Source organism: Achromobacter pestifer, from assembly GCF_013267355.1.
GTDB lineage: Bacteria > Pseudomonadota > Gammaproteobacteria > Burkholderiales > Burkholderiaceae_B > Achromobacter > Achromobacter pestifer_A.
In genome coordinates, this window is record NZ_CP053985.1 from 5819569 (window position 1) to 5842882 (window position 23314).

Annotated in this window: 28 protein-coding genes; 12 read left to right on the top strand and 16 right to left on the bottom strand. The window is 67.8% G+C overall.

From position 1 onward, the window contains the following. The first annotated feature begins 84 nt into the window (after nt 1–84). Complete coding sequence (locus FOC84_RS27465) at nt 85–879, top strand: DUF169 domain-containing protein (RefSeq protein WP_173147835.1); 795 nt, start codon at nt 85–87, stop codon at nt 877–879. Here the strand turns inward: FOC84_RS27465 and FOC84_RS27470 are convergent. Further along, a complete protein-coding gene (locus FOC84_RS27470) occupies nt 843–1784 on the bottom strand; it encodes a LysR family transcriptional regulator (RefSeq protein ID WP_173147837.1) in 942 nt (313 codons plus the stop codon). The genes FOC84_RS27465 and FOC84_RS27470 overlap by 37 nt on opposite strands. Nucleotides 1785–1890: 106 nt before the next feature. On the opposite strand from FOC84_RS27470, the gene FOC84_RS27475 reads away from it, so the two are divergent. Next, nucleotides 1891–3069, top strand: a complete 1179-nt coding sequence (locus tag FOC84_RS27475) for an MFS transporter (protein ID WP_173147839.1) — start codon at nt 1891–1893, stop codon at nt 3067–3069. A 70-nt stretch (nt 3070–3139) separates the two neighbouring features. Continuing rightward, complete coding sequence (locus tag FOC84_RS27480) at nt 3140–3814, top strand: HAD family hydrolase (RefSeq protein WP_173147842.1); 675 nt, start codon at nt 3140–3142, stop codon at nt 3812–3814. Between the two features lie 48 nt (nt 3815–3862). Here FOC84_RS27480 and FOC84_RS27485 read toward each other — a convergent pair whose 3' ends face one another. The 6 genes from FOC84_RS27485 to FOC84_RS27510 all read right to left on the bottom strand — a co-directional run bounded on the left by FOC84_RS27485 (nt 3863) and on the right by FOC84_RS27510 (nt 8514). Further along, complete coding sequence (locus FOC84_RS27485; protein ID WP_173147844.1) at nt 3863–4822, bottom strand: DMT family transporter; 960 nt, start codon at nt 4820–4822, stop codon at nt 3863–3865. An 82-nt stretch (nt 4823–4904) separates the two neighbouring features. After that, a complete protein-coding gene (locus tag FOC84_RS27490) occupies nt 4905–5729 on the bottom strand; it encodes an AraC family transcriptional regulator (protein ID WP_173150445.1) in 825 nt (274 codons plus the stop codon). A gap of 96 nt (nt 5730–5825) precedes the next feature. After that, entirely contained in the window at nt 5826–7103 is a 1278-nt protein-coding gene (locus FOC84_RS27495) for an RNA polymerase sigma factor (RefSeq protein WP_173147846.1), read from the bottom strand. Further along, entirely contained in the window at nt 7100–7507 is a 408-nt protein-coding gene (locus tag FOC84_RS27500) for a VOC family protein (RefSeq protein ID WP_173147848.1), read from the bottom strand. The genes FOC84_RS27495 and FOC84_RS27500 overlap by 4 nt, the downstream gene beginning before the upstream one ends. Nucleotides 7508–7537: 30 nt before the next feature. Then, the gene (locus FOC84_RS27505) at nt 7538–8065 is read right to left on the bottom strand and encodes an SRPBCC family protein (RefSeq protein WP_173150447.1); all 528 of its coding nucleotides are present in this window, start codon (nt 8063–8065) and stop codon (nt 7538–7540) included. Between the two features lie 38 nt (nt 8066–8103). After that, complete coding sequence (locus FOC84_RS27510; RefSeq protein ID WP_173147850.1) at nt 8104–8514, bottom strand: YciI family protein; 411 nt, start codon at nt 8512–8514, stop codon at nt 8104–8106. Between the two features lie 201 nt (nt 8515–8715). On the opposite strand from FOC84_RS27510, the gene FOC84_RS27515 reads away from it, so the two are divergent. Beyond that, the gene (locus tag FOC84_RS27515; RefSeq protein WP_173147852.1) at nt 8716–8868 is read left to right on the top strand and encodes a hypothetical protein; all 153 of its coding nucleotides are present in this window, start codon (nt 8716–8718) and stop codon (nt 8866–8868) included. Between the two features lie 51 nt (nt 8869–8919). Here the strand turns inward: FOC84_RS27515 and FOC84_RS27520 are convergent, their stop codons facing one another. After that, nucleotides 8920–9273 carry a YciI family protein gene (locus FOC84_RS27520; RefSeq protein ID WP_173147854.1) on the bottom strand — a complete coding sequence of 118 codons (354 nt, stop codon included), beginning with the start codon at nt 9271–9273 and terminating at the stop codon, nt 8920–8922. A 309-nt stretch (nt 9274–9582) separates the two neighbouring features. Here FOC84_RS27520 and FOC84_RS27525 point away from each other — a divergent pair, with 309 nt between their 5' ends. Next, entirely contained in the window at nt 9583–11319 is a 1737-nt protein-coding gene (locus tag FOC84_RS27525) for a SulP family inorganic anion transporter (protein ID WP_173147856.1), read from the top strand. A gap of 17 nt (nt 11320–11336) precedes the next feature. Here the strand turns inward: FOC84_RS27525 and FOC84_RS27530 are convergent, their stop codons facing one another. Further along, nucleotides 11337–11969 carry a LysE family translocator gene (locus tag FOC84_RS27530; RefSeq protein WP_173147858.1) on the bottom strand — a complete coding sequence of 211 codons (633 nt, stop codon included), beginning with the start codon at nt 11967–11969 and terminating at the stop codon, nt 11337–11339. 100 nt (nt 11970–12069) lie between these two features. Here FOC84_RS27530 and FOC84_RS27535 point away from each other — a divergent pair, with 100 nt between their 5' ends. Then, the gene (locus FOC84_RS27535) at nt 12070–12522 is read left to right on the top strand and encodes an Lrp/AsnC family transcriptional regulator (RefSeq protein WP_054456444.1); all 453 of its coding nucleotides are present in this window, start codon (nt 12070–12072) and stop codon (nt 12520–12522) included. Nucleotides 12523–12570: 48 nt separating this feature from the next. Here FOC84_RS27535 and FOC84_RS27540 read toward each other — a convergent pair whose 3' ends face one another. From FOC84_RS27540 to FOC84_RS27550, 3 genes are all read right to left on the bottom strand, one after another. Further along, nucleotides 12571–13527, bottom strand: a complete 957-nt coding sequence (locus FOC84_RS27540; protein WP_173147860.1) for an OmpA/MotB family protein — start codon at nt 13525–13527, stop codon at nt 12571–12573. After that, nucleotides 13524–14414 (bottom strand): motility protein A, encoded by an 891-nt coding sequence (locus FOC84_RS27545; protein WP_173147862.1) that lies wholly within the window; start codon nt 14412–14414, stop codon nt 13524–13526. The genes FOC84_RS27540 and FOC84_RS27545 overlap by 4 nt, the downstream gene beginning before the upstream one ends. Nucleotides 14415–14635: 221 nt before the next feature. After that, nucleotides 14636–15205 (bottom strand): GNAT family N-acetyltransferase, encoded by a 570-nt coding sequence (locus FOC84_RS27550; RefSeq protein WP_173147864.1) that lies wholly within the window; start codon nt 15203–15205, stop codon nt 14636–14638. 102 nt (nt 15206–15307) lie between these two features. On the opposite strand from FOC84_RS27550, the gene FOC84_RS27555 reads away from it, so the two are divergent. Further along, on the top strand, nt 15308–17026 hold the full coding sequence (locus tag FOC84_RS27555) for an NYN domain-containing protein (RefSeq protein ID WP_173147866.1): 1719 nt from the start codon (nt 15308–15310) through the stop codon (nt 17024–17026). Between the two features lie 25 nt (nt 17027–17051). On the opposite strand, the gene FOC84_RS27560 is transcribed toward FOC84_RS27555, so the two are convergent. Beyond that, nucleotides 17052–17846, bottom strand: coding sequence for an AraC family transcriptional regulator (locus FOC84_RS27560; RefSeq protein ID WP_173147868.1), 795 nt, complete (start codon nt 17844–17846; stop codon nt 17052–17054). Nucleotides 17847–17943: 97 nt separating this feature from the next. On the opposite strand from FOC84_RS27560, the gene FOC84_RS27565 reads away from it, so the two are divergent. From FOC84_RS27565 to FOC84_RS27575, 3 genes are all read left to right on the top strand, one after another. Beyond that, nucleotides 17944–18210, top strand: coding sequence for a hypothetical protein (locus FOC84_RS27565; protein WP_173147870.1), 267 nt, complete (start codon nt 17944–17946; stop codon nt 18208–18210). A 102-nt stretch (nt 18211–18312) separates the two neighbouring features. Next, nucleotides 18313–18819, top strand: coding sequence for a DUF523 domain-containing protein (locus FOC84_RS27570; RefSeq protein WP_173147872.1), 507 nt, complete (start codon nt 18313–18315; stop codon nt 18817–18819). Further along, entirely contained in the window at nt 18809–19126 is a 318-nt protein-coding gene (locus tag FOC84_RS27575) for a hypothetical protein (RefSeq protein WP_173147874.1), read from the top strand. The genes FOC84_RS27570 and FOC84_RS27575 overlap by 11 nt, the downstream gene beginning before the upstream one ends. Before the next feature lie 28 nt (nt 19127–19154). Here the strand turns inward: FOC84_RS27575 and FOC84_RS27580 are convergent, their stop codons facing one another. Together FOC84_RS27580 and FOC84_RS27585 are read right to left on the bottom strand one after the other, a co-directional pair. Further along, a complete protein-coding gene (locus FOC84_RS27580; protein ID WP_173147876.1) occupies nt 19155–20132 on the bottom strand; it encodes a tripartite tricarboxylate transporter substrate binding protein in 978 nt (325 codons plus the stop codon). Nucleotides 20133–20261: 129 nt separating this feature from the next. Then, nucleotides 20262–20840 carry a hypothetical protein gene (locus FOC84_RS27585; protein WP_173147878.1) on the bottom strand — a complete coding sequence of 193 codons (579 nt, stop codon included), beginning with the start codon at nt 20838–20840 and terminating at the stop codon, nt 20262–20264. Between the two features lie 400 nt (nt 20841–21240). On the opposite strand from FOC84_RS27585, the gene FOC84_RS27590 reads away from it, so the two are divergent. Continuing rightward, on the top strand, nt 21241–21861 hold the full coding sequence (locus FOC84_RS27590; RefSeq protein WP_173147880.1) for a TetR/AcrR family transcriptional regulator: 621 nt from the start codon (nt 21241–21243) through the stop codon (nt 21859–21861). A 46-nt stretch (nt 21862–21907) separates the two neighbouring features. Here FOC84_RS27590 and FOC84_RS27595 read toward each other — a convergent pair whose 3' ends face one another. Then, entirely contained in the window at nt 21908–22303 is a 396-nt protein-coding gene (locus FOC84_RS27595) for a hypothetical protein (protein WP_173147883.1), read from the bottom strand. A gap of 111 nt (nt 22304–22414) precedes the next feature. Here FOC84_RS27595 and FOC84_RS27600 point away from each other — a divergent pair, with 111 nt between their 5' ends. Next, entirely contained in the window at nt 22415–23311 is an 897-nt protein-coding gene (locus FOC84_RS27600) for a LysR family transcriptional regulator (protein WP_173147885.1), read from the top strand. Nucleotides 23312–23314 lie beyond the last annotated feature (3 nt).

Consider the following 23314-nt stretch of genomic DNA (forward strand, 5'->3'; position numbering starts at 1 on the left):
GGCGATTCGTTATAGTCATCGCTGACCGCGATCAATCTGCGGCAATGCGGCAAGGTCCGCGACACAACAGTCCAAGGGACGGGCATGGAAGAGACGACACTGAACTGGGCATCGCTGGTCGATGACCTGAACAAATTGCTGCGCCTGAAGACCACGGTCATCGGCATGAAGCTCTACGAGCGCGAAGACGAGATGGCCGCGGTAAAGGGCCTGCGGCGCCCGCAAGCCACGCACACCACCGACCAGATCGTGGGCATGGCGGCCAGGCTGGGCTGGACGGTGGGGATCACGGGCGACGACCTGGTCGGCGCGCAATGCCGCGCCGTGGTCGGCCTGGGGCCGCAGGACGATGCCTGGAAGCGCGGCGAGGATTACGTGGGCGTCTGGCACGCCACCCAGCAAGATGCCCAGGCGCGCCAGGAGGCGTTGTCCTGTGTGCCGGCGGGCAAGTATCGCGGGCTGGTGGTGTCGCCGCTGGCCGCGGGCCGGCTTGACCCGCCGGACATCTGCCTGATCTACGCCACGCCGGGCCAGATGATCATCCTCATCAACGGCCTGCAATGGAAGAACTACCGGCGCTTTGATTGGAGCGTGGTGGGCGAGACGGCCTGTGCGGACTCCTGGGGCCGGGCGCTGGCCACCGGCGAGCCCAGCCTGTCCTTGCCCTGTTACGCGGAGCGCCGCTACGGCGGCGTGCCCGACGAGGAAATGCTGATGGCCTTGCCGCCGCGCTACCTGCCCATCGCCATCGAGGGCATGAAGGCGCTGTCGGCCAACGGCCTGCGCTACCCGATTCCGCCCTACGGCATCCAGAACGACGTGCGCGCTGGCATGGGCGTCAGCTACGCGCGCCCGCCCGAATCGGCGTCCAAGTCTTGATGCGCCGCGGCGCGCAAGGCGCTCGCCAGCACGCGGGCGGCCGGTCCCAGGGGCTGGTCGATGCGGTGCGCCAGATAGGTTTCGCTGGCCACCTGGCTGCCGCGTCCCAGGCTGTCGGTCGGCAGGCGCAGCAGCCGGCCTTCGGCCAGGTCGCGCCGCACCTGCCAGTAGGGCAGCCGGCCCCAGCCCACGCCCGCCAGGATCAGGGCGTGCTTGGTGTCCTGGCCGTTGACGCGGCAGGTCTGCGGCGACAGCACCGCGAAGTCCCGGCCCTGCGTCAGGGTAGAAGGATCCGTCTGCACGATCTGCACGTGGTCGGCGAGTTCCGCCGGGCCCAACGGGATGTCGGCGGCGACGCGCTGCGCCAGCGCATGCCCGGCGCCGACCACGGCCACCATCTGCACGGACGACAGCGCCTGCATCACGATGCGCGGATTGCGGAAATGGTCGCCGGCGACGATGGCGAGCGTATGGCTGCGCGTCAGCAAGGCTTCCACCGGGCCGCCCAGGGGCAGCACGGATACGCGGACGGCGACGGACGGGTAGGCCGCGCGCAGCGCGTTCAGGGCGGCGCCTACCTCGGCGATCGGAAACAGCGTGTCCACCGCCAGCGACAGCTCCAGCTCGACGCCTTCGCCCAGGCCCTGGGCGCGGGCGCGCATGGCGTCCACGCGCAGCAGGATGTCGCGGGCGTTGGCCAGCAAGGCTACGCCTTGCGGCGTCATCACGGGCCGGTGGCCGCTGCGGTCGAACAGGGTCACGCCCAGCTGCGCTTCCATGTTGGCGATGGCGTGGCTGACGGCCGATTGCACGCGCGACAGGCGGCGCGCGGCCGCGCGGAAACTGCCGGCGTCGGCCACGGCGGCGAACACGCGCAACTGGTCCAGGGTCAGGGCGTCTATCATCTTGCCGGCTGATCTATTAAATCGATCAAGTTCATCAAAAGATTATCACTTACCAGGATCGGCCGGCACAGGCATCCTGGCTGGGTTGAAGCAAGGGGAGACTAGGATGGGCAAGGAAGGAACGCGCTGGTCGGCGGTGCTGGCCATCGTGGGGGCGGGGGTGGTTGCGGCGCTGCAAGTGGGCAAGGTCATCATCGCCGCGCCCCTGCTGCGCAAGGACATGGGGCTGGATCTGGCCTCCATCGGGGCGCTGGCCGCGGTGTTCTCGATCCTGGGCCTGGTCGGCGGGATCGCGGCGGGCGGCGTCATCAACCGCTACGGCGCGCGGCGCATGCTGCTGGCGGGCCTGGCGGCGACGGCCGTGGGGACGGTGACCGGTGCGATGGCGACGGCCTACGGCGTGTTGCTGGCCTCGCGAGTCGTGGAGGGGCTGGGCTTCCTGATGATTACCGTGGCTGGACCTGCTGCCCTGCAACGCATGGTGTCGGCATCCACCCGCGATTTCGCCTTCGCGCTGTGGAGCTGCTACATGCCGGCCGGCATGGCCATTGCGATGCTGGCCTCGCAGGCGTTCAGCGGCTGGCAGGCCTATTGGTGGTGCGCGGGCGCGGCGGTGCTGGTGGCCATGGTGTGCGTGGCGGCGCTGGCGCCGGCCACCCCGGGCGGCGCCAGCCTGTCGTGGCGGGGCCTGCGGCAGGACACGGCGGATACCATGGGCGCGCCCGGCCCGCGCTTGCTGGCGCTGTCGTTCACGCTCTACAGCCTGATGTTCTTCGCGCTGTTCACGTTCCTGCCGGTGCTGTTGACCGAACAGCTGGGATTGCCGCTGGCGACCGCCGGCCTGTACAGCGCCATCGCCAGCGCCGCCAACGTGGTTGGCAACTTGGGGGCGGGCGTGCTGCTGGCGCGCGGCTGGCGGCGCTCGACGCTGATCGCCTGCGCCAGCCTGACCATGGGCGCGGTGGCGCTGCTGATCTTCCGTTCGGTGCTGCCAGCCATGCCTACCTTCCTGCTGTGCGTGCTGTTTTCGGCGGTGGGCGGACTGATACCGGCGACGCTGCTGGGCACGGCGCCGCTGCTGGCCCCGCGGCCGGCGCTGACCCCGGCTTCGGTGGGGTTGGTGATGCAGGGCAGCGGGTTGGGGCAGGTGATCGGCCCGCTGGCGGTGGGCGGCGCGATCGACCGCTACGGCTGGTCGTCGGCCTCGCTTATCGTCGCGGCAGCCGGGCTGGGCGGGGTGTTTCTGGCGTGGCGCTTGCGGCGCCTCAAAGGTCCGAGGCTGTAGACGGCGCGGATCGCGCGCCTGTGTCACGAGCCAGGCATATCATGGAAATTTGTCCTGAAATGGAGCCATCATGCCTACGCCTGCCCCCAGCCTGGTCATCTTCGATTGCGACGGCGTCCTGATCGATAGCGAGATCATCGCGGCGCGCGCCCAATCGCGGGCGCTGGCCGCGCATGGCATTGCCATCACGCCCGAGGAAGCCGCGCGCCGCTTCGCCGGCATCCCCGACGCGGACATGTGGCAGACCCTGCAGCAGGAAAACGCCCGCAGCCTGCCCGCAGGATTCGCGCGCGAATATGCGGACGGGCTGGAAGCCACCTTCCGCCAGGAGTTGCGCGCGCTGCCCGGCGCGCTGGAGACCGTGCGCACGCTGCGCGAGCGCGGCCTGCAGGTCTGCGTGGCCTCCAGCAGCACGCCGCCCAAGCTGGAGGCGGCCTTGAAGCTGGTTGGCCTGTGGGACGAGTTCGCGCCCAATGTGTTCAGCACGGCGCAGGTGGCGCACGGCAAACCGGCCCCGGACGTGTTCCTGTTCGCCGCCCGGCAGATGCGCGCCGCAATCCTGGATTGCGTGGTGGTGGAGGACAGCGTGCCCGGCGTGCGCGCCGCCCGCGCCGCGCGCATGCGCGCCATCGGCTACGTGGGCGCCTCGCACAATGGGCCGGACCAGCGCCAGCGCCTGCTGGACGAGGGTGCTTCGGACGTCATCGACGATCTGCGCCGCTTGCCGGAATTGCTGCTGTCCTAGGGCTCATCCGGCCGATGCATCCCGTGTGGGCATCGGCGGGGCTCGCCATCAGGCTGCCGCAGGCACGGGCTCCGGCTTGACCCGCACCGCGCGCAGCACGCCCACCATCAGGCAGGCGATGCCGATCAGCGTCAGCGGCTGGGGCATCTGTCCGCGCAGGATGTAGGCATAGGCCAGCGCCGCCAGCGTTTCGAACACGATCAGCTGTCCGGCCAGCGCGGTGGGCAGGCGCTGGCTGGCTTCGTTCCAGCACAAGGTGCCCAGCCAGGACGCGAACAGGCCGATGATGGCCATCAAGGCCAGGAAGACTTCGGGCCGGGGGCCCGCTGGCATGGGAAAGTCGCTGCCGGCCGCGGCCATGCCGGCCCACAGCACCAGGTAACCGGTCAGCGCCAGCGGCAGGGTCGCCACGCCCTGGGCCGTGGCCCAGGTGCGCGGGCTGCGGTCGGGGTGGGCGCGCAGCCAGTCCGCGTTGCGCAGCGGATACCAGGTCCAGCAAACCACGGCGCCCAGCGCCAGCAGCGCGCCGATGGCGTAGCGCGACATGTCGGCGTCGGCATCCTGGCGCAAGGCCTGCAGCTCCACTTGATTGACGCAGGCAATGCCCAGCGCGATCAGGGCCAGCGCCGGCGCCAGCCGCTTCCATGGCAGCCGGCCGTCGCGGCGGGCATTGCGCAGATTGGCGCTGATGGCGATGACCACGGGCAGCGTGCCGATGATCATGGTGGGCAGCGGCCCGCCCGCGCGCTGGATGGCGCTGGCCAGGCACAGGTAGTACAGCAGGTTGCCGATGGCGGCCAGCTTCAGCGCCTCGATCCAGTCGGCGCGTTTCAACTGGCGCAGCCCGCGCCGGTCCAGCCAGGCCAGCGGCAGCGCGATCAGGCCGAACGCCAGATAACGCGCCACGGATTGCAGCGCGGCAGGATATTCCGGCAGCAGCAGGGGCCCCACGAACACCAGCCCCCACATCAGGCCGGCGGCCAGGGCATAAAGGGTTCCAGCCCACATACGACGTCGCTCCAGGTCACGAATGGCGGCAGTCTAGCCAGCGGGCGGGCGGCGCGTCTTGTACCAGATTGCTGTATCGAAATCAGGCGCGGACTTGCTTCTGATAGCGCGAGGGCGTGACGCCGTAGCGGCGCGAGAAGGCGCGGGTCAGGTGGGCCTGGTCGGTCAGCCCCGAGGCCAGCGCCACCTGGGCGGGAGGCTCGCCCGCGGCCAGCCGGCGCTTGGCCTCGAACAGCCGCAGCGCCATCAGCATCTGCTGCGGCGTGGCGTGGTACTGCACCTGGAAGCTGCGCAGGAAATGAAAAGGGCTGAGCCCGGCCACGGCTGCAAGCTCGTCCAGCGTCAGGCGGCGCGCCAGGTTGGCACGCAGGTAATCGATGACGGGCGCAAAGCGCGGCGCGCCTTCGTCACGGAGCGCCCGCGGCACGCGCGCGTGGCGGCGGAATTCGCCGAGCAGGGCGTACAGCGCGCTGTCGAAAGCCAGCGGTTCGCGCGCCTGCCACAAGGTGTCCAGCAGCGTGGTGACGCGCTGCGCGCCGGCCGCGTCATGGCCGACGGCCGTATCGAACCACCAGCCGTTTTCGCCGGTCACGCGGGCCACCACGTCCGGGTCCAGGTAGACCATGCGGTAGCGCCAGCCGCCCTCGGTTTCGGCGCGGCCGGTGTGCAGCTCGTCGGGGTTCATCAGCACCACCGAGCCCGAGGGCGCCAGATGCTCCGCGCCCCGGTAGCGGAAGCGCTCGACGCCGGCCTCGATCGCGCCCAGCCCGTAGGCTTCGTGGGTGTGGGGCTCGAAGGCGTAGCGGATGATGTGCGCGCGGTACAGCTCCACGCCGGGCAGGTGCGCCGCCTGGCGGAACTCGGCCCGGTCGCCGGGATGCTCGAACGCCTGTGGCACGCCCGGCATGGCGGGCGCGGCAAGGTCGGACGGGGCAGGGTCGGCGGGGCGCATGGGAGGATTTAAGCATGCCGGCCGGCGCTGCGGCGCCCCTGGCCGGCGCGGCTAGGAATCGCTCATGTCGCGCGCCCGCGCCAGCAGCAGTTCCCGCTCGCGCGCATTGCGCGTCATGCCGGCCGCGCGCTCGAACTCGGCGCGGGCCTCAGACTTGCGTCCCAGCTTGGCCAGCAGGTCCGCGCGCACGCTGGGCAGCCAGTGGTAGTTGGCCAGGGCCGGTTCCTCCGCCAGATGGTCGGCCAGGTCCAGCCCGGCCTGGGGGCCGAACGCCATGCCCACCGCCACGGCGCGGTTCAGCTCCACCACCGGCGAGGGCATGGCCTGGGCCAACGCGTCGTACAGCGCCACGATGCGGGGCCAGTCGGTTTCCTCGGGCGTGCGCGCACGGGCGTGGCAGGCGGCCAGTTCGGCCTGCAGGGCGTAAGGGCCGCGCGGCGCGCCCAGGTTGTCCGACAGCGCCAGCGCCGCCAGCCCGCGGCGGATCAGCAAGGGATCCCAGCGGCCGCGGTCCTGCTCCATCAGCAGCACGGGGCGGCCTTGCGCATCGGTACGGGCATGCAGGCGCGACGCCTGCAATTCCATCAGCGCCGCCAGTCCGTGGACCTCGCTTTCGCCCGGCGCCAACTGGGCCAGGATGCGGCCCAGGCGCAGCGCTTCGTCGCACAGCGCAGGGCGCATCCAGTCATCGCCCGAGGTGGCCGAATAGCCTTCGTTGAAGATCAGGTAGATGACTTCCAGCACCGACGCCAGGCGCGGCGCGCGCTCCTCGGCCCGCGGGACTTCAAACGGCACGTTGGCCGCGGACAGGCTGCGCTTGGCCCGCACGATGCGCTGCGCGATGGTGGATTCCGACGCGAGGAAGGCGCGCGCGATTTCGGCCGTGGTCAGCCCGCCCAGCAGGCGCAGGGTGAGGGCCACGCGCGCTTCGGTGGATAGCAGCGGGTGGCAGGCGGTGAACACCAGCCGCAGCAGGTCGTCGCCGATGTCGTCCTGGCGCGCGGCGTCCAGCGCGTCGACGAAATCGGGCTCGACGTCGGCCTGCAAGGCCTCCAGCTCGTGCCCGATCTGCTCGTGCTTGCGCGTATGCAGCGCGTCCAACCGCAGGCGGTCGCGCGCGCGATTCTTGGCGGTGGTCATCAGCCACGCTCCCGGGTTGTCCGGCACGCCGGTTTCGGGCCAGCGTTCCAGGGCGGCGACCAAGGCATCCTGCGCCAGCTCTTCAGCCAGCCCGACGTCGCGCACCAGGCGCGCGACGCCGGCGATGACGCTGGCGGCCTCGATCCGCCAGACCGCCTCGATGGCGCGATGCACGGCCTCCCGCGTCATGCGTTGGGCACTTCGCCAGGGACCATGTACACCAGCTCCCAGACATGGCCGTCCAGGTCCTCGAAGCCGTGGGCGTACATGAAACCGTGGTCCTGGGGCTGGCGCGGGGCGGTGCCGCCAGCGGCGAGGGCGCGCGCCACCTGCTCGTCGACTTCGGCGCGGCTGTCGCAGGACAGCGCGATCAGCACCTCGGTGGTCTTGGTGGCGTCGGCTACCGGTTTGCCAGTGAAGGTCTGGAAGAAGTCCTTCACCAGCAGCATGACGTAGATGCTGTCGCTCACGACCATGCAGGCGCCCTGGTCGTTGGTGAACTGCGGATTGAAGCTGAAGCCCAGGCTCTTGAAGAAAGCCTGCGATTTCTGCATGTCGTTGATGGGGAGATTGACGAAGATCTGGTTGTGCATGATGTTCCCGCTTCCTTTTTAGTGTGTGTCCTAGCGCTTTTCCGCCAGGGTCTTGAGGTTGGTCAGCCCGTCTTCGAAGTCCTGCCCGACCATGCTGTCCATGTTGAAAAAGAGATGCATCAATTTGGCGAAGTAGTTCAACCGGCCTTCCATTGCCCAGGTGACTTGCGTGCCGTCGCCAGCCGGCGTCAGGGTGAAGGTGACCTGGTTGACGGCGGAGAAAGGCTTGATGAAGGTCAGGCGCATGGTCACGGAGGAATCCGGCACGGCGGTTTCGATCCGCATGTCGCCCACGCCCACTTCCTTGCTTTCCCAGGCGTAGGTCGCGCCCGGACCCGCCGTCACCGCGCCGTAGGTACCCTTGATCGCCGGGTCCTTCTTTTCGTAGGGGTTCCAGGTGTTGAAGGCATGCAGATCGTTGATCAGGGGGAATACGCGCGCGGGCGGCGCCTGGATCCGCGCGCTGCGTTCGACGCGGAAGGTGTCCGGACGCGTGGTCGCGTAGACCAGCACGAGCGCGATGGCGGCCAGGACGATGAGCAGCAGGGTTTTCAGCATGTGGGGGGATCCGGTGATGGTCTTGGTAGAGGAGGCGTTCATTGGCCGTTGCCGGCAATCTGGCGGTAGCGTTCGACGCCCTCGCTGGGGCCGAACTCGTCCAGCTCGAAGACCTGGCGCACTTCGACGGCGCAGGGCTGGCCAGGGAAGGGTTCGGGAAAGCGCAGCGCCCATTGCATGGCTTCCTCACGCGTTCGCACCTGGATCATGGTGTAGCCCGCGATCAGCTCCTTGGTCTCGGAGAACGGGCCGTCCACCACCGTGCGCTGGCCCTGGTCGTACTGCACCCGCCAGCCCTTGGAGGAAGGGTGCAAGCCATTGGCGTCCAACAGCACGCCGGCCTTGGCCAGCGCCTCGTGATAGGTCGCCATGGCGGCCAGCAGGCTTTCCTGCGGCATCACGCCGGCTTCACTGTCCGGCGTGGCGCGGACGATGATCATGTATCGCATTCTTGGGACTCCTCGATTCGGAAAACACAGCCCGTGGAGGGCTTGTATTGGCACGACGAACGGCAAGACGCGAAATCGACAGAAAAATGATGGGCCTAGGGTAAGTACTAGGAAAGCGGGCCAGCACGCCGTTACAAAGGCACAGCCCTGGTTGCAGCGCGCCTCCATACACTCGCAGCGTCCGCAACTTTGAACACCGATATGAAAATCCTGTGCAGTTTTGCCCTGCTGGCGTCCTTGCTGACGGGCTGTGCCGTCTATACCCCCAGCGGCGCGGTCATCGTCGATCCGCACGACGGCGGCGGCCGTGGCGGTTTCTGTCCGCCGGGCCAGGCCAAGAAAGGAAACTGTTGAATCGCGCGGCTGGCGCGCGCGCCAGCCGCCGGTCCGCCATGGGCCGCGTGCCTACATGAAGCAGGGGCCCAGTTCACGCACTTCGACCGTGGCCCATTGGGCCGCCGGACACTCGGCCGCCAGCGCCAGCGCTTCTTCACGGGTGTCGCAGTTCAGCAGGAAGAAGCCGCCTATCATTTCCTTGGCCTCGGCATAGGGGCCGTCCACCAGGGAACGTTCGCCGTCGCGGATCCGCAGGCGCACGGCTTCCGATTCGGACTTCAAGGATTCCGCGCGCGCCAGCTGGCCGCGCGAACTCAGGTCTTCCGCATAGCGCAGCATTTGCGCATAGGCTTCGCGGCCCTCTTCGGGCGTGCGCTGGGCGCGCTGGCCCACCGGTTCGACGATGAAAAGCAGATAGGACATGGGATCTTCCCGTTCGGACTTCCGATAAGGTTCGCCAGATTACCGCTATTTGTTGCGCCGGTGCCATCCTGCAATACGTGGCCCGGCGTTCTTTGTAAGCAGAGGTAGATGGGTGCTTGGCCACCGGGCGCGGCTTGCGGATTGGTCATCTGCGTCATGTGGATTCCTGCTTGTGTCTGTATAAAGAAGGAAAGCCGTCCGCGGCTGGACGCGAGCAAGAATAATGCGTCAGACTGCGGAATCGGCGCCACCGGATTTGCAGCCTGACGCCATCTTCCGGCACACCCTACAGCACACAACAAAGATCCCATGGCTACCCATGCCTCTGCCTCCGAGGATGCGCCTGCCCCCAGCTGGTTGCGCTGGCTGCCCGGACTGGCGGTGCTCAGGTCGTACCAGGCCGCCTGGCTGCCTAAGGACCTGGCCGCCGGCCTGGTGCTGACGACCATGCTGGTGCCGGTCGGCATCGCCTATGCCGAAGCCTCCGGCGTCCCAGGCGTCTACGGCCTTTATGCCACCATCATTCCGCTATTGGCCTATGCGCTGTTCGGCCCCAGCCGGATCCTGGTGCTGGGGCCGGACTCCGCCCTGGCCGCGCCCATCCTGGCGGTGGTGCTCAGCGTTTCCGACGGCGACCCCATGCGCGCGGTGGCCGCGGCCAGCCTGATGGCCATCGTTGCGGGGCTGTTCTGCATTGTCATGGGGCTGTTGCGCCTCGGCTTCATTACCGAGCTGCTATCCAAGCCTATCCGCTATGGCTACATGAACGGCATCGCACTGACGGTGCTGGTCAGCCAGCTGCCCAAGCTGTTCGCGGTGTCGATAGACGATGCCGGCCCCTTGACCGAATTGTGGCAACTGGGGCGGGCGGTATTCCTGGGCGAGACCAACTGGTACAGCTTCGCGGTGGGCGCGGCGACGCTGGCGCTGATCCTGCTGCTCAAGCGTTACGAACGCGTGCCGGGCATCCTGATCGCGGTGATCCTGGCGACGCTGGCCGTCAGCCTGTTCCAACTGGACTCGCAAGGCGTGAAAGTACTGGGTGAAATTCCGCAGGGCCTGCCCAAGTTCGCCTTGCCCTGGCTCAGCAACGCGGACCTGGTCAAGATCGCGCTGGGCGGCTGCGCGGTGGCGTTGATCGCCTTTGCGGACACCAGCGTGCTGTCGCGCACCTATGCCGCGCGCACCAACACGCGGGTCGATCCGAACCAGGAAATGGTGGGCCTGGGCGTGGCCAACCTGGCGGCCGGCTTCTTCCAGGGCTTTCCGATCAGCAGCAGCGCTTCGCGCACGCCGGTGGCCGAGGCGGCGGGTTCGCGCACGCAGCTCACGGGCGTGGTGGGCGCGCTTGCCGTCGCAGGGCTGCTGGTCGCAGCGCCCAACCTGCTGCGCTATCTGCCGAACAGCGCGCTGGCGGCCGTGGTGATCGCGGCGGCCATCGGCCTCTTTGAATTCAAGGACCTGCGCCGCATCTACCGCATCCAGCAGTGGGAGTTCTGGCTGTCGATGGCGTGCTTTGCGGGCGTGGCCGTGTTCGGCGCCATTCCGGGCATCTGCCTGGCCGTGGTCCTCGCCGTGATCGAATTCCTGTGGGACGGCTGGCGTCCGCACTTCGCTGTGCTGGGCCGCGTGCCCAACCTGCGCGGCTATCACGACCTGAAGCGCTATCCCAATGCCGCGCTGATCGACGGCCTGGTGCTGTTCCGCTGGGACGCGCCGCTGTTCTTCGCCAATGCCGAACTCTTCCAGCAACGGCTGATGGAAGCCGTGGACGCCTCGCCCACGCCGGTGCGCCGGGTGGTGGTGGCCGCCGAGCCGGTCACCAGCGTCGACGTCACGTCGGCGGACATGCTGCGCGAACTCAGCCGCAGCCTGGCCCAGCGCGGCGCGGCGCTGCACTTCGCGGAAATGAAGGATCCCGTGCGCGACAAGCTCAAGCGCTTCGAGCTGACCGAGGTATTCGGCGACGACCGCTTCCATCCCACGGTGGGGAGCGCGGTGGACAGCTATCTGGAAAGCGCGGGCGGCCGGCATCCTGGCGATTAGGGCCCGTCTCGCTTGGGTCAGGCCATCAACACGGCGACCTGTTCGCCGAACAGGATCAGCGCGATGACAATCATGGCCAGGCCCGAAAACTGGCTGACCCTGCGCGCCGCGGCGGGACGCGATTGCAGCACGGCCTTCGACCCCAGGCCCACCAAGGTGTAGATGACGGCGCAATTGAGGATCTGCAGGATCCCCAAAGCCGTGATCTGCGTGGAGATCGGCCAGGCGCCGTCGCGGCTGGTGAATTGCGGCAGCAAGGCCAGGAACAGCAGGATGGCCTTGGGGTTCATGCCGCTGACCGCGAAGCCCCGGGCGGCCCAGCCCCGCCAGTGCCCCGCAGCCTGAGCCTCACCGGCCTTGGGCTCCGATGGATGCGCCAGCACGTTGGCGCCCAGCCAGAGCAGATACGCCGCGCCGACCAAAGTCAGTACGGTAAGGATGGCGGGTTCGCTCGCCACCAGGGCGCCTATGCCCGCCGCGACCACCATGGTGATCATCAGATAGCCGGTCAACATGCCCGCCACGGCGGGCAGGACGGCCTTGTCCCGTAAACCTGCGGATATGGCATACGCCCAATCCGCGCCCGGGACGACAACCAAAGAAAGCGAAACAAGCCAAAACGCCACCAGATTGCCGGTTTCCAACTGCATACCCCAAATGAATCTCAGGCGGGGAATGTTATCGGCGAAGCAAGGGGAAGTGCTCCTGCTATCTACTGGAAGAAGCTCAATATTGGGTAGAATCTTCCTCATGGATGACTTAGATAGAAAAATTCTTGCTCAACTTCAGGAAGACGGCCGGATTTCCATCACGGACCTGGCGGAACGGGTCGGCCTGAGCCTGTCTCCGTGCCACCGGCGGCTGCGCGCGCTCGAAGAGGCGGGCGTCATCAGCGGCTATGGCGCCAACATCAACCTGGCCGCGGTCGGGCTGAATTTTTCGGCCATCGTCTTCGTCACAATGCGCGAAGGCAGCAGCGACAGGGTGTCGGCGTTCGAGGCCGCTCTGGCGGATATTCCCGAGGTAGTGCAGGCGCAGCGGTTGTTCGGCGATCCGGACTACATGCTGCATGTCGTCACCCAGGATTTGCCCGCGTTCCAGGCGCTCTATGACCGCGTGTTGTCCGCGCTGCCCAGCGTGCTGCGGCTGAGGTCGACGCTGGTGATGAAGAACGTGCTGAGAAACCGCCCGGTGCCGCTCTGAGGCGCAGGGGCGGCGAGATGGCCGCGCGTGCGCGCGGCCTGTGTCCGGTCAGGATTTGGCGGCGGAGGCGGGCGCTGCCGCCGCGGCGGCAGGCGCCGCACCCGACGCCGCCTTTTGCGCGGGCGCGATGTCCATGATCAGTTCCACGCGCCGGTTGGCCGCGCGGCCGGCCTGGGTGTCGTTGGACTCGATGGGGCGGGTCTCGGCGTAGCCGACGGCGCGCAGGCGCTGGGCCGATACGCCGTCGCGGACCAGCTCGCGCAGCACGCTGGTGGCGCGGCTGCTGGACAGTTCCCAGTTGGACGCGAATTGCCGGGTCTGGATGGGCACCGGGTCGCTGTGGCCCTCGACCGAGACCTGGTACTCGTTCTTGTTGAGGATGGCGGCCAGGCGCTTGATCACGTCCAGGCCGGTGGGGCTGAGGGTGGCCTGGCCTGACGGGAACAGCAGTTCATTGCTGATGCGAAAGCTCACCGACTGCTCGTTGATGATCACGTCCACCGATTTGCCCAAGTCTCCCAGCCCCAGCGACTCCTTGGAGGGCGCGCGCAGCGGCGCGGCGGCGTCGGCAACGATCTCGCCTTCCTGGGCCGGCGCGGCCGCGACTGTGGTCACCGGCGTCTCGGGCTGCGCCCAGCTTGCGGGAATCTGGACCGCCTCGAATTCGGAATACTCGCCGTCGTAAGTGGGCAAGCCGCTGGCGGCCAGCGTGCCGACCAGCTCCACGGGCTGTTCCGACTGGCCGAAGGCGCTGCCATGCAGGCGCGTGAGCGCCAGCAGCACGACCAGCATGGCCAAGAGCAAGGTGATCAGGTCCAGGTAGCTGAGCAGCCAGTTCTCGGAATCGTGTTCAACGGTTTCCTCGACGTGCCAGCGGGCATAGCGGTCCTTGCGGTCGCTCTTGCTGGGACGCCAGCCGCCATTGGCCGCCGCCTTCTCGGCGCGCAGCTGGGCCTGGCGGGCCTGCTCGATCCGCTGCGCCAAGGTGGGGGAAATCAGGCTCATTGGCGCGCGGCGGCAGGACGGGCGATGGAGACGGGCTGGGTTGCGGCGGGTTTGGCAGCGGGCTTGACGGCGCCTTCCGCCTTGGCTTGCGCGGCCTGGGGCTTGGCGTCCGCGCCGCCGTCGTAGATTTCGTCCTCGACGTGCATGACGAAGGAATTCAGGGTTTCGCGCACCACCGCGGGGCCGCGCTTCTCGCACATCATGGCGATGCCCTGCAGCACCATGTTCATGGATTCGACGCGCCTGGCGGTGCGGCGTTCCAGCTTGAGCGCGATCGGCTTGCAGATCAGATTGGCCAGCAGGATGCCGTAGAAGGTGGTCATCAGGCCGATGGCCAGATGCTGGCCGATCATCTGCATGCTGCCTTCGCCCAGCACCGACATCAGGTTGATCAGGCCGACCAGCGTGCCCAGCATGCCGAAGGCCGGAGCGAAGGTCGCCATGACGCGGAACATCTGGGCTTCGGCCTGTTCGCGGGCGCGCAGCCGCGCCACGCGCCATTGCAGCAGTTCGATGATCTGGTCTTCGGGCGTGTTGTCGATGATCAGCTGCACGCCGGTGCGCAGGAAGGGGTTGCTGACCTTCTTGAGTTCCTGCTCGACCTTGCGCACGTCGGTGTTCATCCACAGCTGGGCCATGGACACGAGTTCCTCGATGTCGCGCTGCTGGTCGTGCTGGTCGTTGCGAAAGACGGTGCGTACCAGCTTGAAGACGCGCAGCACTTCCGACAGCGGGTAGGCGATGAACACGGCGGCCGCGGTGCCGCCCAGCACGATGGCCAGGCCCGGCAGGTTGATGTACATGCCGGGGTCGGTGGCGGCCAGGGCCACGACGATAACCAGGGTAAGCAGGCCGACGGCGGCGCCGATGACGGTAGACGGATTCATGGATCTTGCCCGATAACGTGGGCATTCCGTGCGCGGAATGCCGGATTTTCGGGAATTCTAGCCAGCGCCGGCCCGGGTCAATCGGCCGGAAAACGGGGCGAAAAGGGCGGTAAGCGGCGGCTTGGACCGGGTCAGGGGGCGTGCGCCCTCCTGGGAATAAAGGGGGCGGATAAGACGCAAGATCGTCCGGCGCCCCTCGCCGGCCTGTTGCCCGCCCGGCGTCAGCCCTGGCGGCGCTTCCGGGCGAGCCACTCCTCGCGGGTGATCTCCCAGATTTCCGTGGGCAGGCGTCCGCTGACGTAGCCGCGTTCCTCGGTGCCGACCAGGCGCATGCCGCCGCGCTCCGAGATGCGGCGCGAAGCCGCGTTGACGGCGGCCTTGGGCGCGCGCAGCAGCGGCTTGCCCAGCACCTCGAACCAGTAGGCGGTGGCGGCCTCGCTGGCCTCGGTCATGTAGCCGCGGCCGTGATGGGCGGGGTCCAGCCAGAAACCGCGGTTGTTCCAGGGATCGTCGTCCATCAGGCTGACGATGCCGATCAGGCTGCCGGGCGCCTGGCGGGTGCGGATGGACCAGTGCCACTCCTTGCCCCGCCGCATCGCAGGGATCGCCACTTGCTCCAGATATTGGCGCGCGCCGTCGGGCGGGTAGGGCCAGGGCACCTGATCGACCAGGTAGCGCACCACTTCCCACTGCGGAAACAGGCGCTGGATGGCCTCGGCATCGCCGATTTCCAAGGGCTGCAGGATCAGGCGGTCGGTGGCAAGAGCCGGGAACAACGGAGCTTCAGGCATGGCTGTTGAGGATGGGCGCCGCGTACCGGCGGCAGATATGTATATCATGAGCGTCATCTGGCAGCGTCTCGCCCGGCGCCGCCGCAGCATTGGAGCAAAAACATGAATACCCCCAACGAAAACGTCAGCATGGCGCTTTTCTGTGATTTCGAGAACGTGGCGCTGGGCGTGCGCGACACCAAATACCAGAAGTTCGACATCCGGCCGGTGCTGGAACGGCTGCTGCTCAAGGGCAGCATCGTGGTCAAGAAGGCCTATTGCGACTGGGAGCGGTACAAGGAATTCAAGGCCCCCATGCACGAGGCCAATTTCGAACTGATCGAAATCCCGCACGTGCGCCAGTCGGGCAAGAATTCCGCCGACATCCGTCTGGTCGTCGACGCGCTGGACTTCTGCTACACCAAGTCCCACGTCAACACCTTCGTGATCATCAGCGGCGATTCCGATTTTTCGCCCCTGGTGTCCAAGCTGCGCGAGAACAACAAGAAAGTGATCGGCGTGGGTGTGAAGCAGTCCACCTCGGACCTGCTCATCGCCAACTGCGATGAATTCATCTTCTATGACGACCTGGCGCGCGAAGGCCAGCGCGCGGCGGACGCCCGCCGCGACAACCGTGGCGGTGGCACGGCGAGCCAGCAGCGCCGCACGCCCGACGAGGAACGCCGCCGCAAGGAAGAACTGGAGGCGCGCAAGACCCAGGCCGTGGAAATGGTCGCGGAGACCTTCGAGGCGCTCATGGCCGAACGCGGCGACAGCGGCAAGATCTGGGCTTCCGCCCTGAAGGATGCCCTCAAGCGCCGCCGGCCGGATTTCAACGAGTCCTACTACGGCTTCCGTGCCTTCGGCAACCTGCTGGACGAGGCGCAGTCGCGCGGCCTGCTGGAAGTCGGGCGCGAGGAAAACGCCGGCACTTATGTGTACCGCGACAGCGCGGACGGCGCGCCGGCCGCGAATCGCGCCGCCGCCGATGGCGGATCCCGTTCTGCCCCGGCCCGTCAGCCGGCCGCCACGGCCGATACCGGCGACGCGCCGGCCGTCACGGCTCAGGAAGAACCCCGTTCCCGCTCCGGCCGCAAATCGCGTGGCGGGCGCAAGTCGGGTGGCGAGGGCAAGGGGGCCAGCCAGGTCGCGGAGCAGGGCGCAAGCAGCGAGAACGCCGCCACGCCGTCCGAAGCTTCATCCGTAACCATTGCCACCGAGTTGTCCGACGCTCCGGCCGAAGCGCCAGGCAAGGCACCGGCAGCAACGGCGGCAGCCGCGCAGTTGCCGGCTGCCATGCAGGCCACGGCGCAAGCCGACGCCGCCAAGCACGCCGCTGAACAGGCGGAAGCCGCCAGGCTGGATGCCATGCGGGCTGACGCCCTGGCTCGGGCGCAAGCGCCCAAGCCTGTCCAGCCTTCGCGCCTGCCGCCCATGCCCAAGCCCTTGCCGCAGGCGCGCCAGCCGCTACCCGCGGTGGACATCGCCGAGTGGACCTTCGCCGAACCTGCCGTAGCCAGCCGCGGCCAGCCGGCGAGCAAGACGCCTGCCAAGATGCCCGATCCGTTTGAGGGCGGCGTGGCCCGGTCTGCCGATAGGGACGAGCCCAAGGCCAGCAAGCCTGTCGCGGACAAGGCCGAGGCCGACAAGCCCGCGGCGAAGCGCGCCGCAACCCGCAGCCGCACCGCTGCCAAGAAGACCGCCGTCAAAACCGCGTCGGCCGATCCGGTGCCAGCCGAACCGGCTGCGGCTGCCGCGGCGCCCGCCAAGCCCGCCCGCAAGGCCGCGAGCAAGGCAGCCCCTCGCGCGCGCCGGGCCGGCAAGACGGCCGAGGAATCCTGAGTCCCAGGTTTCCGGATGACGAGGGTCAAGCGCCCGGGCCGCCGTAGCGGCCCGGCGTCGCGCCCAGTTCGCGCTTGAACATGGCAATGAAGGCGCTGACGTTGTCGTAACCCAATTCCAAGGCCACCGTGGTCACGGCGGCGCCCTCCGCCAGCATTTCCCGCGCCCGCATCAGCCGGGCGCGCTGCCGCCATGCCCCCAGGGTCAGGCCGGTTTCCGCCAGGTAGCGGCGCGCCAGGGTGCGCGGCGACATGCCGATCTCGGCAGCCCATTCTTCCTGCGTCCGCATATCGGAGGGTTGGTCCGACAGCGCAAGCGCCAACCGTTGCAGCCGCGGATCGCGCGGCAGGAGCAGCGCCTGGCCGGCATGCGGCAAGGTCCGGATTTCATCGCGGATCACTTCAATCAGACGGCTGCGGGCCGGGTCTTTCGTGTCGCCGTCCCAGGACGCGGCACGGCTCACGGCGGCCAGCAGCAGATCCGAGGCATGCAGCACGCAGGGCGCCGCAGGCAGCCCCGCGCAAGCCGCCGGGCTCAAGTACGCGCTATAGCCGGCATAGGGACCGTGCGAGTACAGCCCGTGCGGCAGGTCGGGGGGGATCCAGACCGCCTGGCGGGATGCCACCACCCATTGATGCTCTCCCGCATAGACCGTCAGCAAACCTTGATAGGCGCCCAATAGTTGCCCGCGCGCGTGCTGGTGCATGGCGGTATGGCGCAGCGCGCCGTCCTGGCTGCGCACGGCGATCAGCCTGGGGCCGCCGCGGGCGCGGGCGAGTCCGGGGTCGAGCAAGGGCGGGTTGGGAGCAGGCAGCGCCATTGGCGGAAATACCGTATTGAATGACCAGAACCACGCAGACTTGCCATGCGGGCGCGTCTATCGTAACTCCTGTCTCGAACTTCAACAGGAGCACTACATGAAAGCAAGCGACGTCCTGCCCGACGGCAGGGATCTGGGAGAGTTCAACGGCGTGGCCGTGCGCAAGGGAACGGTGGGGGCGTTTCTCGCCAACGCCCGCGTTTGCCTCGACCCGCTGGCGCCGGCCCAGGCCGTGGCCGATGCGCGCAGGGACATCCAGGAGGCCTTGCCGGCGCTGAACGCGCTGGGGCTGTTCGAGGTGCTGCAAATACGCGATCCCGCGCTGCGCGCCTGGATGCTTGAAATAGGCGCGGCCGCAAGCTGAGCCTGGGTAGGCAGGCGCCCCGGGAACCGGGGCTCGTGCTCTATCATGCTGCTTTGGATACGGGCCGCGCGCCGCGCTGCGGCCCATCGCCTCGGATTACGCATGCAATACGTTCTGGTCAGTTCCTGCCTGCTGGGCAACCCCGTGCGCTACGACGGACGCGGCGCGTCCCATGACAACGCCGTGCTTGCGCGTTGGCGGGACGAAGGCCGGGTGGTGGCCGTCTGTCCGGAAATGGCGGGCGGCATGCCGGTTCCGCGCCCGCCCGCCGAGATCGAGCCGGATGCGGACGCGGCGGCGGTGCTGGCCGGCCGCGCCCGCGTGATGGCGGTGTCGGGCGAGGACGTGACGACCCCCTTCGTGCACGGCGCGCAGGCGGCCTTGGCGGCTGCGCGCCAGCACGCCATCGGCATCGCGGTACTGAAGGAGGGCAGCCCTTCCTGTGGCAGCGGCTACGTGTACGACGGCCATTTCGCCGGACGCAAGCAGCCCGGCGTGGGCGTGACGGCCGAACTGCTGGCCCGGGCGGGCCTGCGCGTCTTCAGTGAAAAGCAATGGGATGAGGCCCAGGCCTGTCTGGCCGGCCTGGAGGCGGCCGATGGGCGCTGACGTGGGCGACCTGCTGGTGCTGCTGGGCGCGGCGGGCTGTGCGGTCCTGGCCTGGAAGGCGGCAGTGCGCACCGGCCGCAGCAAAGGCCTGCTGCGCTTGGCCGCGGGCGTAAGCCTGGCCCTGTCCGCGCTCTTTTTCTACGCCTGGTACGCGCAGTACCTGAGGTGGGATTTCAACGAGCTGGGCCGCTACTACGACCCGGTCGACCAGGTGGTCTACACGGATTCGGGATTCGTCTGGATCCTGCCCGCAGGCGCCATGCTGGCGATCGGCCTGCTGTGCGCCTGGCGCGGCTGGCGCCGCTGAGCCGCCAGCCGCTCACTGCCCCCCGCGGCTATTCGCTGCGGATATTGGCCTGCTTCACGATCTGGCCGTTGGCGGCATATTCCTTCTGCACCAGGGCCGTGAACTGCTCCACCGTGCCGGGCGACATGATGTTCAGCGCATCCGTCAGCGGCTTGCTGATGTCCGGCATGGCGGCGATCCGGTTGATGAGGCCGTTCATGCGCTGACGGAATTCCGGACTGGTGCTGGCCGGAGCGAAAAAACCGAAGGTGGACGTCATATTGGCCATGGGATAGCCCAGTTCGGCCAGCGTCGGCGTGCCGGGCCGTCCCAGCAGCCGGGCGGGCGAGCCCACCGCCAGCAGTGTGAGCTTGCCTTCGTCGATCAGCGTATTGACCGGGCCGGAGGCATTGACCAGCATCAGCGTGAACTGGCCGCCCAGGGCGTCGGGCACCATCTGCGCCATGCCCTTATATGGCACGTGCGTGATGCGCACGTCCGCCTGGCCGTTGATCTGCTCCAGCATCAAGTGGCCCAGCGAGCCCACGCCGGCCGTCGCCAGCGACAGGCCGCCAGGATCGGCCTTGGCCTGGGCCAGCATGTCCTGGAAGGTCTTGCCGGTGAACTTCGGGCCGCCCACCAGATAGACCGGCGAATACATTACGGACGCCACGGGCGCCAGGTCCTTCAAGGGGTCGTACAGCGTCTTCATCACATGCGGCGACAGTGTGACAGGACTGACGGCGGTAAAGGCCAGGGTGTTCTCGTCATGGGCCCGCGCCACCGTATTCATGCCTATCATGCCGCCCGCGCCGCCGCGGTTCTCCACCACCACGGGCCGGCCCAGTTCCGCCGCCAGCTTCTGCGCGAAGGCGCGCGCGGTGTTGTCGACGATGCCACCCGCGCCATAGGGCACGACGATGGTCATGGCCTGTGCCTTGGCGTCGGCCTGGGCGTGCGCGGCGGCCGAGAACGCGCAGGCCGCGCCGATGGCGCACAGCCCCGCGATCCGCTTGAGATTCAACATGCTTTCCCCTTGTCTATGCCCGACGGCCTGTCCACCGGGACGCGGCGACGGCCCTTCAATGAGGCGCGCCGGCATGCAGTGTGTGCAGGCCGGCGCGGCGGGACAAGCGGGAATACCCGGAATGGCGTGTCAGTGCGCGCGGTAGCCGCGGCTGGTCATGCAGGAATCGAGCGCCCGGTTATAGGAGTCCACCATGACCTGGGTGGTCCATTGCGTGATGGTGGCCGGGTCGTAACCGCTCTGGTTCATGGCCCAGCGCTGGCAGTCCAGGCTGGCGTTGGCCTGGGCGCTGTTGACGGGCGGTACGGACTCGTATTGCACCGGCTCGTACTGAGGCTGGGGCGCGCTGTACACGGGCTGCGCCTCGTATACCGGCGCGTTGTAGACGGGGGCCGCGTAGACCGGCGGGCTGGTGTAGCCCACGCCCGATGAATAGACGCCTGCCTGGGTGTAGGAGGGCCCGGAATCCGCCGCCAGCAGCAGGCCTATGGTGGCCAGCGCGAAGGCGCCGCCTATCCACCAACCGTCGGAACTGCTGCTGCCGCCATGGTAATTGTGATATCCGCCGTGGTATCCGCCACCGTGATATCCGCCGCCATGGCCGCCGCCCCAATAACCGCCACCGCGCCCGCCGGCCATGGCGGGGGCGCTTGCCACGGCCAACGCCAGCGCCGCGACGATGGCCATACGGCCAGAAAACCGCTTCATGATCTTGCTCCTGATCCGCCCCGGGGCCGGCATGGCGCCTGACCCGGACCGATACTGCCACTTTACTGCCTGGCCGCTTCCATAAAGTGTCTCAAGCGCTACGGAGATTTCAACTGATTTCAGCGGGGCGCAGCCGGGTCCTGGTGGTCAGGCCAACTGTTGCAGGAACGCGACTGGCCAGGGCGCGGCGTGATTTGCGGCTTGTCGTTTAAGTCCGAGGCGTCGGGTTGCATGGTCTTGTACACGGGATAGGGCACGCAGCCCGAGAGCAGACTGGCGAGCGCCAGGGGTGCAAGAGTTGGCAAGCACTAGGGGAATGACATTGCAATGGTTGTATCCGTCCTGGGGACCGTGGGTAAAACCAGTGGCTAAAAGCGCCGAAGGGTAGTATTTTCTCGCGATGATTACGGCACGACCCTCTTCTTTATCGCAAGACAAGCGTCTCACCAAGGGTGAACGCACACGGGCTCAACTCCTGGAGGTCGCGGCGGCGGAGTTCGCGGAACGCGGATTCCAGCATACGCGGATCAGCGACATCGTCGCCCGGGCCAGCGTGACCCAACCTGTCTTCTATCAATACTTCGCCAGCAAGCAGGCGGCCTACGACGAACTGGTGGGCATGTTCGCCCAGCGCTTGCGGCAGGCCATCGGACAGGCGCGTCCACCTGACGGACTGAAAGGCGCCGAACTGGCCGGGCGCATCCGCGGCGGCGTGAGCGGCCTGCTCGCCATCCTGCAGGAAGATCCCAACCTGACCCGCATCGGCTTCTTCCAGGCCGCCGAGGCCGAGGCGCTGAAGGATGAATTGGTGGCGATGATTGCCGACAATGCGGACGCTGAACGCCAGGCCGGCTGGTTCCGCGAGGATGTGCCATCCAATTGGTTCGCCCAATCGATGATGGGCATCATCGAACGGTTCACGCGGCAGGGGCCGGACGCGGCCAGGCAGCAGGCCCTGGCGGAATTCATCACCGATCTGCTACTGGACGGGATACGCAAACGACAACCACAAGCCTCCTAGCCGGAGGCTTTTTTTTGGCCCGAGGGGCGATCGCCCCCTCCGGCTCTCAGGCCCAGGTCTCTTGCAGATACATCCATTGCGGCTGGCCGCCGGGCTGTACTGTGAACAGTGCCGTAGCGCGCCGCTGAGTCGCGCCCGCGTTCCAGGCATGGCGTTCGCGATAGCTCAGCAGCACTGAAGCCGCGTCGGCGTGCAGCACGGTCAGCTCGTCGATATCGATCTTCAGGCCGGGGCGGGCGCCCCGCAAACTGCCGAACAAGGCCGGCAAGGCTTCCGCGGGCAGGCATCGGCCATCCGCCGCGATCATGCTGAAGCCGGGCGCAAAGTCCTCGAGCAGGGCGGTCAGCTGTGTGTCCGGCGCATCGGGCGAGCCTATCCAGTGTTCGATACGGGAATGGACGTCGAAGGCCAGACGCAGGCAATGGGATGAAAGGTCGGACATGGGAAGGATTCATGGAAAGGGAGCGCCATTCTAGGAGCCTCGTTGTTCCCGAAAAATGCCCTATGGATGGATATACTGTTCTTGTTTTTTTGACAATAAATCCATGCCCTCATGATCAATCTGAATCGTCTGGCGATGTATGCGGCAGTGGTTGAAGCCGGGACGTTCACGGCGGCGGCCGATGCGCTGGGCACGACCAAGGCGGTGGTCAGCTTCAACATCAAACAGTTGGAACAGGAGCTGGGCGTGGCGCTGTTGACGCGCAGCACGCGGCGGCTGGCGCTGACCGAAGCGGGCGAGGGCTTCTACGGCCATTGCGCGCGCATGCTGCGCGCGGCCGAGACGGCGGTGGACGAGGCGCGTTCCGGCCAGGCCGCCTTGTCGGGCAGCCTGCGGGTGACGGCGTCGGTGGATTACGGCAACCGGGTGGTGGCGCCGGCGCTGGCGGCGTTTGCATGCGCGCATCCCGCCCTGCGGGTGGGCTATCGCGCCGGGTCGGCGCACGCGGACCTGATCGCCGAACGTCTGGACCTGGCCATTCGGGTGGGGGCGCTGGAAGACTCCAGCTACCGCGCCACGCGGATCGGCCAGTTCAAGCTGTGGCTGGTGGCCAGTCCGGCACTGCTGGCGCAACATGGGGCGCCGCGCACGCCGCAGGCGCTGGCGGCGCTGCCCTGGCTGGCGAATCGGCCTGGACGCAGCGACCGCTGGCGACTGACGGACGGCAAGGGGCGCGAGCATGAGTTACGGGTGGCGCCGGTGGCGCAGGCCGATACCGCCTCGGCCCTATTGGCGTTCGCGGAAGCGGGATGCGGTGTGGCCGCGCTGCCGGAATGGCTGCTGGAAGAGCCCCTGGCGCGGGGCTCGTTGCAACGCGTGCTGCCTTCGTATGCGCTGCCGCGCCAGGAGGTTTACGCGGTCTATCCCGACACGCGCCACGTCAGCGCCAAGGTCCGGCGCTTCATCGATTTCCTGCGAGAGCGGCTGGGGCCGTCCGGCAAGCCTTAGGGG

Coding starts and splice junctions, on each gene's coding strand:
- FOC84_RS27465 (WP_173147835.1), top strand. CDS start 85: ATGGAAGAGACGACACTGAACTGGGCATCGCTGGTCGATGACCTGAAC.
- FOC84_RS27470 (WP_173147837.1), bottom strand. CDS start 1,784: ATGATAGACGCCCTGACCCTGGACCAGTTGCGCGTGTTCGCCGCCGTG.
- FOC84_RS27475 (WP_173147839.1), top strand. CDS start 1,891: ATGGGCAAGGAAGGAACGCGCTGGTCGGCGGTGCTGGCCATCGTGGGG.
- FOC84_RS27480 (WP_173147842.1), top strand. CDS start 3,140: ATGCCTACGCCTGCCCCCAGCCTGGTCATCTTCGATTGCGACGGCGTC.
- FOC84_RS27485 (WP_173147844.1), bottom strand. CDS start 4,822: ATGTGGGCTGGAACCCTTTATGCCCTGGCCGCCGGCCTGATGTGGGGG.
- FOC84_RS27490 (WP_173150445.1), bottom strand. CDS start 5,729: ATGCCGGGCGTGCCACAGGCGTTCGAGCATCCCGGCGACCGGGCCGAG.
- FOC84_RS27495 (WP_173147846.1), bottom strand. CDS start 7,103: ATGACGCGGGAGGCCGTGCATCGCGCCATCGAGGCGGTCTGGCGGATC.
- FOC84_RS27500 (WP_173147848.1), bottom strand. CDS start 7,507: ATGCACAACCAGATCTTCGTCAATCTCCCCATCAACGACATGCAGAAA.
- FOC84_RS27505 (WP_173150447.1), bottom strand. CDS start 8,065: ATGCTGAAAACCCTGCTGCTCATCGTCCTGGCCGCCATCGCGCTCGTG.
- FOC84_RS27510 (WP_173147850.1), bottom strand. CDS start 8,514: ATGCGATACATGATCATCGTCCGCGCCACGCCGGACAGTGAAGCCGGC.
- FOC84_RS27515 (WP_173147852.1), top strand. CDS start 8,716: ATGAAAATCCTGTGCAGTTTTGCCCTGCTGGCGTCCTTGCTGACGGGC.
- FOC84_RS27520 (WP_173147854.1), bottom strand. CDS start 9,273: ATGTCCTATCTGCTTTTCATCGTCGAACCGGTGGGCCAGCGCGCCCAG.
- FOC84_RS27525 (WP_173147856.1), top strand. CDS start 9,583: ATGGCTACCCATGCCTCTGCCTCCGAGGATGCGCCTGCCCCCAGCTGG.
- FOC84_RS27530 (WP_173147858.1), bottom strand. CDS start 11,969: ATGCAGTTGGAAACCGGCAATCTGGTGGCGTTTTGGCTTGTTTCGCTT.
- FOC84_RS27535 (WP_054456444.1), top strand. CDS start 12,070: ATGGATGACTTAGATAGAAAAATTCTTGCTCAACTTCAGGAAGACGGC.
- FOC84_RS27540 (WP_173147860.1), bottom strand. CDS start 13,527: ATGAGCCTGATTTCCCCCACCTTGGCGCAGCGGATCGAGCAGGCCCGC.
- FOC84_RS27545 (WP_173147862.1), bottom strand. CDS start 14,414: ATGAATCCGTCTACCGTCATCGGCGCCGCCGTCGGCCTGCTTACCCTG.
- FOC84_RS27550 (WP_173147864.1), bottom strand. CDS start 15,205: ATGCCTGAAGCTCCGTTGTTCCCGGCTCTTGCCACCGACCGCCTGATC.
- FOC84_RS27555 (WP_173147866.1), top strand. CDS start 15,308: ATGAATACCCCCAACGAAAACGTCAGCATGGCGCTTTTCTGTGATTTC.
- FOC84_RS27560 (WP_173147868.1), bottom strand. CDS start 17,846: ATGGCGCTGCCTGCTCCCAACCCGCCCTTGCTCGACCCCGGACTCGCC.
- FOC84_RS27565 (WP_173147870.1), top strand. CDS start 17,944: ATGAAAGCAAGCGACGTCCTGCCCGACGGCAGGGATCTGGGAGAGTTC.
- FOC84_RS27570 (WP_173147872.1), top strand. CDS start 18,313: ATGCAATACGTTCTGGTCAGTTCCTGCCTGCTGGGCAACCCCGTGCGC.
- FOC84_RS27575 (WP_173147874.1), top strand. CDS start 18,809: ATGGGCGCTGACGTGGGCGACCTGCTGGTGCTGCTGGGCGCGGCGGGC.
- FOC84_RS27580 (WP_173147876.1), bottom strand. CDS start 20,132: ATGTTGAATCTCAAGCGGATCGCGGGGCTGTGCGCCATCGGCGCGGCC.
- FOC84_RS27585 (WP_173147878.1), bottom strand. CDS start 20,840: ATGAAGCGGTTTTCTGGCCGTATGGCCATCGTCGCGGCGCTGGCGTTG.
- FOC84_RS27590 (WP_173147880.1), top strand. CDS start 21,241: ATGATTACGGCACGACCCTCTTCTTTATCGCAAGACAAGCGTCTCACC.
- FOC84_RS27595 (WP_173147883.1), bottom strand. CDS start 22,303: ATGTCCGACCTTTCATCCCATTGCCTGCGTCTGGCCTTCGACGTCCAT.
- FOC84_RS27600 (WP_173147885.1), top strand. CDS start 22,415: ATGATCAATCTGAATCGTCTGGCGATGTATGCGGCAGTGGTTGAAGCC.